Origin of the sequence: Rhizobium sp. TBD182 (assembly GCF_001950375.1) — a bacterium.
Taxonomy (GTDB): Bacteria; Pseudomonadota; Alphaproteobacteria; order Rhizobiales; family Rhizobiaceae; genus Agrobacterium; species Agrobacterium tumefaciens.
In genome coordinates this window covers 358,200-364,199 of the sequence record NZ_BDLN01000001.1, presented here as the reverse complement: position 1 = coordinate 364,199, position 6,000 = coordinate 358,200, and the positions used below count along the sequence as shown (strand labels likewise).

The following is a 6,000-nucleotide window of genomic DNA, read 5'->3' as shown; positions in this document are numbered from 1 at the left end:
GCCGACTAGCTTGAACGTGGGGTCGATGACGAAGATCTGCGTGAAGGAATCCGGTAACTCCTCCTCCTCACGCAGATAATCAATGGTCTGTCCCACGGTCCAGAACGGCGGCACGGCAACGAATTCCGTCTGCATGCGACGGCCGGCAGAGCTTTCCGGATAATCCAGCGCCCGCATCAGTCGCACCCGTTCGGTGAACGGAAGTTGCGAGAGGATGTCCTCGCGGTCCTCGTCGTCGAGATCCTCGAGAATGTAGACAGCGTCGTCCGAATCCAGTTCGCCGATACCGGCAGCGATCTGCTCATTCGACATCTGGTCGACGATATCGAGACGGATGCCTTCATCCACCTCGGTCAGCGCCGTCATGTCAAAATCGGAACCCAGCAACCGCACGAGCGCGTGGCGCTGCTCCGGCATGATGGACTCCAGCACGTCGCCGAGTTCAGACTCATGCAGTCGCGCCACATTCTTGCGCAGGAAAAGCAGATCGCGGTCGGCAATCGCCGCCCCCACCATCGCCAGAAAGTCGGAGCGGACTGAGCCGTCCTCGGCGTAGATATCGGAGGGTGCCTCTGTCGGTTTCAACTCTTCGGGCGCGAGAAGATCGTCGTCACGGTCTGTCATCTGGCGTCCCCTTCTTTAAATGCCGCAGTGCACGAATTTGCAGGCAGAATGGCGTTAAAAAGTATATTGTCAACAACCGGATAGGTGAAAAACAACGGGCTTCGGAACTGCGACGAAAATGTCATGGACCGCCCTTTCGCAAGACCATGATTGAAGAGCGCAGCGCTCCATGATGATGCAGCGGCAGACACTGCACCTCAATCCGCACAACGTCCGGAAAGCCCTTGCCGTTCCGTCGGAACCGGTAAGATAGAGATTGACATATGTCGCCCATAGACGATTCTGAAAGAGCTTTTTTTATATATGATTGGCCGTTGCCAAACGGTAAGTATCCCTGGGCGGCCAGGAAAATTTCAGGAAAATCACGACAATGAGCAAGACAGATTTCATCGGCAAGGCTTCCGCCGCCGCAGGTGGCTGGGGCGCGCTTAAAAGCGTTGGCAAACGGCTGATGGAATCCGGCGCGCCGATTTCCGGCGCACGCACGCTGCTGAAGGCAAACCAGCCGGATGGATTCGATTGCCCGGGCTGCGCATGGGGCGATCCGGAGCATGGCTCCTCCTTCGAATTCTGCGAAAACGGCGTCAAGGCGGTCGCATGGGAAGCGACGGAAGCCCGGGTGCCGCCGGATTTTTTCGCCACCCGCACCGTCTCCGAACTGCGCGGCTGGTCTGACTACGATCTGGAAAAACAGGGCCGCCTCACCCACCCGATGCGTTACGACCGGGCGAGCGACAAATATCTGCCGGTCTCCTGGGACGACGCCTTTGCCGAAATCGGCGGCGTTCTCAACAGCCTCGACAGCCCGGACCGGGCGGAATTCTACACATCCGGCCGCGCCTCCAACGAGGCAGCCTTCATCTATCAATTGATGGTTCGGCTTTACGGCACGAACAATTTTCCCGACTGCTCCAACATGTGCCACGAGGCAAGCGGTGTCGGCCTGAAAGCCTCGATCGGCGTCGGCAAGGGCACGGTGCTCCTGGAAGACTTCGAGCAGGCAGACGCGATCTTCGTAATTGGCCAAAATCCCGGCACGAACCACCCGCGCATGCTGGGCGACCTGCGCCGGGCAGCGCTTCGCGGCGCGAAAATCGTCGTCCTCAATCCAATCAAGGAAAAGGGGCTGGAGCGCTTCGCCGATCCGCAGGACAAGATCGAGATGATCACCGGCGGCAACACCAAGATCGCCACGAATTATTACCAGCCCCGGCAAGGCGGCGACATGGCGGTGGTGCGCGGCATGAGCAAGGCGATCTTTGCAGCCGACGACGCCGCAAGGACTGCCGGAGAATCTGCCATCATCGATTACGACTTCATCGCCGAACATGCGGTCGAGTTCGAGGCTTATCGTGATGCCGTCGAGGCAACCAGCTGGGAAAGCATTCTCGACCAGTCCGGCCTCACCCGCGCAGAAATCGAAGAAGCCGCCTGCATCTACATGAATGCCGGCTCCGTCATCGCCACCTGGGCCATGGGCGTCACCCAGCATCGCCACTCTGTCATCATGGTTCGCGAAATCACCAACTTCATGTTGCTGCGCGGCAATATCGGCCGCCCCGGTGCCGGTCTTTGCCCGGTACGCGGCCATTCCAACGTTCAGGGTGATCGCACGGTCGGTATCGATGAAAAAGCGCCGCCGGCGCTGCTAGACGCACTGGAAAAAGAACTCGGCGTCGCCATGCCGCGCAAACCCGGCCACAACACCGTCGAAGCAGTAGCCGCCATGCTGGCTGGCGAGGCGCAAACCTTCATCGCGCTCGGCGGCAACTTCATGCGGGCAACGCCCGACAGTCCGCTGATCGTCAAGGCTTTTGAAAATCAGAAACTGACGGTCAATATCGCCACCAAGCTCAACCATTCGCATCTGGTGCCGGGCGAAATCTCCTTCGTGCTGCCCTGCCTTGGCCGAACGGAAATCGACCGTAATTCTGCGGGCAAGCCGCAGATCGTCACGGTCGAGGATTCCATGAGCATGGTGCATGGTTCCGGCGGCATCAATCCGCCTGCCTCGGAGGAACTACGCTCCGAAGTCGCCATCGTTGCCGGCATTGCGCAAGCGACCCTTGGCAATGCGCAGGTCGACTGGAAAGCGCTTGCCGAGGATTACGATCTCATCCGAGACATGATCGAGCGGGTCATCCCCGGTTTCGACAATTTCAACGAACGCGTCCGCGTGCCGCGCGGTTTTCGCCTGCGCAACACGGCCTCCGAACGGGAATGGAACACGCCGGCAAAAAAGGCCGTCTTTTATAGCGGCCCGCTTCCCGAACAGACCGAGCATCAGCAGGCGCTCACGGGCGACAATCTTTTCGTGCTGCAGACATTCCGCAGCCACGACCAATACAACACCACGATTTACGGCATGGACGACCGTTATCGCGGTGTTTATGGCGAACGTCAGGTCATCTTCATGAATCCTGCGGATATGGAAGCGCTGGGCGCCCACTCCCGCCAGCGCGTCGATGTCATCGGCGAATATGGCGATGGCGTGGAGCGGATCGCTCAAAATTTCCGGTTGGTCCCCTACAATATTCCGCGCGGCAGTGTCGGCGGATATTATCCCGAACTGAACGTGCTGGTGCCGCTGTCAAGCTATGGCGAAGGCAGCTTTACGCCAACGTCGAAATCGGTACTCGTCTCCTTCCGCCTGCTTGCCGGTTCCGCCTCTTGAACAGGATGGCTTGATGGGTGAGGAACAATCTGCAGCGGCTTTCATGGCAGCGGTGGAGCAGATCGTGCAAGGATCGTCGCAGGCGCTTTCGGCCACGTGCGCGGCGATCCTTCTTGCCATCAATATGGATATCGCCACCGACAGCCGCAGCATCGCCAATCGGCTGGGACTTGCGCATGCCCTCGTCCTGCGCGAAATCTCCGCCCTGTCACCGCGCTTTGTGCGGGTGACGAAACGCGACGCCCGCACCCAGCGCAGTTGGCTGGAGGTCACAGCGGAGGGACAGGCGCTCGCCGCGCTATCCTCTCAAACCTGAAACGAACGGAGCATTCCTTGGCAATCAGGCCGATCCTGCCCTACCCCCATGCCGGTCTTTCAGAGATTTGCGCGCCGGTCACTGTTTTTGACGACCACCTGCAAAATCTGGTCACGGACCTGATCGACACCATGCGCGCCGCCCCCGGCGTCGGCATCACCGCGGCTCACATCGGTGTGAAACAGCGCGTCTTCGTGCTTGAGCTGACGCCGAGAACCGTGCTGACATACATCAATCCCGAAATCGTCAGTCACTCCGCGCAGACCATGCGGCATGTAGAAGGCAGCGTCTCAATGCCGGGCTTCACCGAAGAGGTGGAACGTCCGTCTGAGGTCGAGGTGAGGTTTCAGGACGTAGCGGGCGTGGAACATCGAGAAAGCGCCAAGGGATTTCACGCCATCTGCATCCAGCACGAGATCGACCAGCTGGATGGTGTGTTCTGGCTGAAGCGCCTGTCGAAGCTGAAACGCGACCGGCTGGTGAAGAAATGGGAAAAATCCCGAAAGCCGTGACGATCAGCTAGCGATCGAAAGTGCAAAGTCCGCGTCGCCCTTCAAAGTGTTGCTGACGGTGCAGATATCTTCGGCCGCATGGGCAATTGCGGCGCGCGTCGCCTCATCGAAACTCCCGGCAATCTCCATCCTGATATCGAAACGAATGATGCGATAGGGCTCCTGCGCGGATTTCTCACCGGAAACGTCAACGAGCACGCTCTCGAAGCCGTCCAGTAACCCCATGCGGCTCGCCGCAATCCGGGCGCTGAGCGCCAGGCATGCCGCAAGCGAGGAATAAAGGAGGTCGATCGGATTGAAGCCCGGTTCAGAGACACCCGTCACAATTTCCAGGGCGCCGCCGGTTACTGTCGAAATCAGTGGGCGCCCAAGCCGCCCGACCTTGGCGGTGGCGCCAACCGGCCTCAACTTCACCTTTCCACCATCTATCATTCAAATATTCCTAATTTAATCGCGTGCAACCAATCGCATGGAACCAAAACCTGTCTGGCGCTTTTTACTCACACAACGGTGAACGACCGTTGAACCTTTATTATTCAGGGAGCTGGGACCTATGGTTACATCTACGCTCGTCAGCATTCTGATCACCTTCCTGGTGATCGTGCTCGTCTTGTGGCTCATCGCACGACTGCCCGTCGGCGGCGGCGCGAAACAGATCGCGCAAGTCATCGTCATCATCATCGGCATTATTTCGCTGCTGAAATATCTCGCCGTCTTCTGATATCCCGTAGCGTGCGAACAGAAAAAGGCGGCGAAAGCCGCCTCTTTTTTGCGCCATTTTTCATGACAATTGATAGCTATTGGCGCGGCTCGAACTGGTAGGTTTTTTTGAGAGTGATATCACGAACGCTGCCGAGACCAAGAAACGGCGTATTTTCAGCATCGAAAATCGCCCTGCCCTTCGCCACGATCCAGCGGATAGAACCATCAGGCAGATGCACCTTGTAGCGCTGGTCGAAAAACACGCCGGTAGTGATGCTTTCGAAAATTGCCCGCGCCACCTGATCGCGCATTTCCACATCTATTCTTTCGAGAATATCCTCAATCGACACACCTCGCGATGCCACCGCTTCGGAAAAGCCATGACACTCCGCGGTGACGGTGTCCATGATCAACCTATTGTCGGAAATGCTCCACATATAATAGCCGAGCGCATTGTCTGAATCCGCCTTGTCCCCCTGCACGAAAACCTCCAGACCTTTTTTTCTGACAAACGCTAACATCAGACCTCTAATATTCCACCCCTTGTTTTGAGGGGGTATTTAACCGGCTACTACAACGTGTATCGATATCCACCGAAATTTAATGGCGCCTGATCCGGATGCCGGTTTCGAAAGCACGATAATTTCCAAAAAAAGCGTCGCAAAGCCAACCGCTTGCACCTACATGACTGCAAGATGAAATGTCGAAGGATGCTCATATGCTGCGAACCGCTCTTACTTTTGGGTTGCTGTCGGCAACTGTCTTTCTAGCTGGCTGCCAGACGTGGCAAAGCCCTTATCGCGGAAACGAATGGCGGATGGACCAGGTCATGGATGGCGACCCCTACCGGGTCGGTGACGGCAATCGCGCGGGGAGACGCTAAGCCGCAAACATCTCATCCGAATGGCGGCAAGATCGATAATCTGACGCCCTGAAATTTTACAGCCCGGGCTGCCGAGACGAAACAAGTCGAAGTCGCCCGAGGCGTATTTAATCGACGTAACTGCTTCTTCTTTTTTGGGAGGAGCAAAGCCAAACAATTGGCAGAAAAAGAAAAAACCCGCCGAAGCGGGTTTCTTTGGTGCGGTCGAGAAGACTCGAACTTCCACGGGTTGCCCCACAGCGACCTCAACGCTGCGCGTCTACCAATTCCGCCACGACCGCATCGTGGT

At 57.5% G+C, this 6,000-nt stretch carries 7 protein-coding genes and 1 tRNA gene; 4 read left to right on the top strand and 4 right to left on the bottom strand.

Annotation, left to right across the window (positions count from 1 at the left end; genetic code table 11):
• On the bottom strand, positions 1–624 hold a 624-nt coding region (locus T18_RS27430; protein WP_414896153.1), incomplete at its 3' end, for a magnesium transporter MgtE N-terminal domain-containing protein.
• A 370-nt stretch (positions 625–994) separates the two neighbouring features.
• Here T18_RS27430 and T18_RS01895 point away from each other — a divergent pair.
• Genes T18_RS01895 through T18_RS01885 form a run of 3 tightly spaced genes read left to right on the top strand, consistent with a single transcriptional unit; the run spans position 995 to position 4,126 of the window.
• Positions 995–3,298: an FdhF/YdeP family oxidoreductase gene (locus T18_RS01895; protein ID WP_038491052.1), complete on the top strand. Its 2,304-nt coding sequence runs from the start codon at positions 995–997 to the stop codon at positions 3,296–3,298.
• A 13-nt stretch (positions 3,299–3,311) separates the two neighbouring features.
• Positions 3,312–3,614 (top strand): hypothetical protein, encoded by a 303-nt coding sequence (locus T18_RS01890; protein ID WP_013636181.1) that lies wholly within the window; start codon positions 3,312–3,314, stop codon positions 3,612–3,614.
• Between the two features lie 17 nt (positions 3,615–3,631).
• Complete coding sequence (locus T18_RS01885) at positions 3,632–4,126, top strand: peptide deformylase (RefSeq protein WP_038491055.1); 495 nt, start codon at positions 3,632–3,634, stop codon at positions 4,124–4,126.
• A 3-nt stretch (positions 4,127–4,129) separates the two neighbouring features.
• Here the strand turns inward: T18_RS01885 and T18_RS01880 are convergent, their stop codons facing one another.
• Positions 4,130–4,558 (bottom strand): OsmC family protein, encoded by a 429-nt coding sequence (locus T18_RS01880; protein ID WP_003515329.1) that lies wholly within the window; start codon positions 4,556–4,558, stop codon positions 4,130–4,132.
• Positions 4,559–4,679: 121 nt separating this feature from the next.
• Here T18_RS01880 and T18_RS01875 point away from each other — a divergent pair, with 121 nt between their 5' ends.
• The gene (locus T18_RS01875; protein WP_003502827.1) at positions 4,680–4,847 is read left to right on the top strand and encodes a Thivi_2564 family membrane protein; all 168 of its coding nucleotides are present in this window, start codon (positions 4,680–4,682) and stop codon (positions 4,845–4,847) included.
• Positions 4,848–4,923: 76 nt separating this feature from the next.
• On the opposite strand, the gene T18_RS01870 is transcribed toward T18_RS01875, so the two are convergent.
• Positions 4,924–5,349 (bottom strand): PAS domain-containing protein, encoded by a 426-nt coding sequence (locus tag T18_RS01870; protein ID WP_003515332.1) that lies wholly within the window; start codon positions 5,347–5,349, stop codon positions 4,924–4,926.
• A gap of 558 nt (positions 5,350–5,907) precedes the next feature.
• Positions 5,908–5,992, bottom strand: a tRNA-Leu gene (locus tag T18_RS01860).
• Positions 5,993–6,000 lie beyond the last annotated feature (8 nt).

Bases quoted from the DNA above. Each gene is read 5' to 3' on its own strand.
- T18_RS01895 (WP_038491052.1), top strand. From the start codon at position 995: ATGAGCAAGACAGATTTCATCGGCAAGGCTTCCGCCGCCGCAGGTGGC.
- T18_RS01890 (WP_013636181.1), top strand. From the start codon at position 3,312: ATGGGTGAGGAACAATCTGCAGCGGCTTTCATGGCAGCGGTGGAGCAG.
- T18_RS01880 (WP_003515329.1), bottom strand. From the start codon at position 4,558: ATGATAGATGGTGGAAAGGTGAAGTTGAGGCCGGTTGGCGCCACCGCC.
- T18_RS01875 (WP_003502827.1), top strand. From the start codon at position 4,680: ATGGTTACATCTACGCTCGTCAGCATTCTGATCACCTTCCTGGTGATC.
- T18_RS01870 (WP_003515332.1), bottom strand. From the start codon at position 5,349: ATGTTAGCGTTTGTCAGAAAAAAAGGTCTGGAGGTTTTCGTGCAGGGG.